Origin of the sequence: Streptomyces griseorubiginosus (assembly GCF_017614965.1) — a bacterium.
GTDB lineage: Bacteria > Actinomycetota > Actinomycetes > Streptomycetales > Streptomycetaceae > Streptomyces > Streptomyces griseorubiginosus_B.
This window is the reverse complement of sequence record NZ_WVUG01000603.1, coordinates 1-1,872: the sequence shown is the minus strand read 5'-3', so window position 1 is coordinate 1,872 and position 1,872 is coordinate 1. Positions and strand designations below refer to the sequence as shown.

The window sequence follows — 1,872 nt, the reverse complement described above, 5'->3', positions numbered from 1 at the left end:
GGGCTGGGGCGCCCCGCCCCAGCCCTCGGTGGCCCCCGGGACACCGGCTGCGGAAACGGTTGTTCCGTCCCCGAGCCACCCCGCCGAGCCGCTGGGCGCCGCCCAGGCGGTGATGGCCCGCATCACGACCGAAGCCACCGCCGTCCAGGGACAGGAGACCGGGTACGCCGCGCAGGGCGAGTTCGCCCAGGCCGTGGCCGGAGCCGAAAACACGCAGGCCGCGGTGGCGGGGCAGGCCGAGGAAATCGGCCGGTCGGCGCCTGGCGCGGGGAACGCCCAGGGTGCTGCGACCCGGCACGGTGAGCCGCTGCCCCAGGCCACGCAGGGCGACGCCGCCGATCACGGTGCGGGGAGCGGTTCGAACGACCAGAGCGCCCAGAGCAGCCCGAGCGGCCCGAGTGGACTAGGCCCGCAGGCCGTCGAACTCGGCCATGGCGCACAGCCCGAGCAGGGCGGTGTGCTTGGTCATGGTGCGGAGCCCGGGCAGGCCGGTGTTCTTGGTCATGGTGCGGAGCCCGGGCAGGCCGGTGTGCTCGTTCACGGTGCGGAGACTGGACTGGGCGGCGTGCTGGGCCATGGCGCGCAGCCCGACCAGGACGGCGTGCTGGGCCATGGCGCGCAGCCCGACCAGGACGGTGTGCTGGGCCATGGTGCGGAGCCCGGGCAGAGCGGTGTGCTCGGTCACGGTGCGGAGTCCGGAAACGAGGATGCGTCGGGCCATGGCGCGGAGGCCGGCCAGGTCGCTCAGCCTGGCCATGATGCCGAGTCCGGGCACGGCGCCGCGCCTGGTGATGCCGCCCCGTCGGCGCTGAGCGCCGCGCTCGCCCATGGTGTGCCCTCGGGGCAGGACGGCGAGGTCGCGTTCGGCGGGTCCGCCGTGGCATCCGCGGACGCCGACGCTGCCGCGCCCGGCTCGGAGAGTGGTCATCTCGCGGCGGCCACCGGCTCCGCAGGCGGCGGGCTCGTGTCGGCCGGCGTCGTGGAAGCCGGGCACCCGGTCGCGGCCGGCTCCGCCGCTGCCGACGGAGAGGGCGCGGGTGCCGTACCCACCCCGGAAGTCGTCGCTGAGCAGGCCGGTACGACCGCTTCGGTTCCGGAGGCGGAGAGGGCTCCCCTCGCCGAAGGCGACCCGCACGGTGGGCCGGCCGACGAGGCAGCGCTTGCTGCACAGACCGTGGCGGCCGCGGGAGTTGAGGCCGGTCCGGACGCCGCTCGGCTCCCGGAGGCCGTGCCCGTTCCGCCAACCGAGCCGGCCGAGGACGCCCAGCCCACGGCGCCCGAAAGCGAGCAGGTGAGCGGCGTCGGTGGACCCGAGGCCGACGATGTGTCCGACGCGGTCGAGGCCATCCGGGCGCCGGAGGTCATGGCGCCGGACGCCGGCCAGGCCGCGGACTCCGCCGACCTCGCCCCCGCCCAGCCGACCGACACGGCCGTACCGACGCAGGGCCCCGACACCGCCGTAACACCCGAAGCTCCGGAGAGCACCCCGTTCCCGGCGGCTCCGCACACGTCTCACCCGGCGGACGGTTCTCCGGCGCCGGCCGAGGACGCGGCGTCCACGGATGTCTCCGCGCAGCCCCAGCACGCGGGCAGACAGCCCGCCCCGGGCGTAGAGCCGATCACGCCCGCCGACCTCCAGGTCGCAGTGGCCGCGAGCCCGATCCCGGACCCGGCGGCCGCCCTTCAGGACCCCGTACTGAATGCCCCTGAGCACCACGACTCCATCTCGGTGGACCCGGCGAACGCGCCACACCCTGCGGCTCTCACCGGCACTCCGGACACCGCCGTCACGGCCGCCGAGGAGCAACCCGGCCCCACGGCGGAGCCCCTCGCGGCCGCCCCCGCCGAGCAGTTGACGGCCGATGCCGCTCC

1 protein-coding gene and 1 pseudogene are annotated in these 1,872 nt (G+C 76.2%); one reads left to right on the top strand and one right to left on the bottom strand.

What is annotated here, in order from left to right:
- Positions 1-403 precede the first annotated feature (403 nt).
- A complete protein-coding gene (locus GRC12_RS44085; RefSeq protein ID WP_208786040.1) occupies positions 404-928 on the bottom strand; it encodes a hypothetical protein in 525 nt (174 codons plus the stop codon).
- A 36-nt stretch (positions 929-964) separates the two neighbouring features.
- Here GRC12_RS44085 and GRC12_RS44080 point away from each other — a divergent pair.
- Positions 965-1,872, top strand: a pseudogene (locus GRC12_RS44080) (hypothetical protein); the annotation flags it as partial.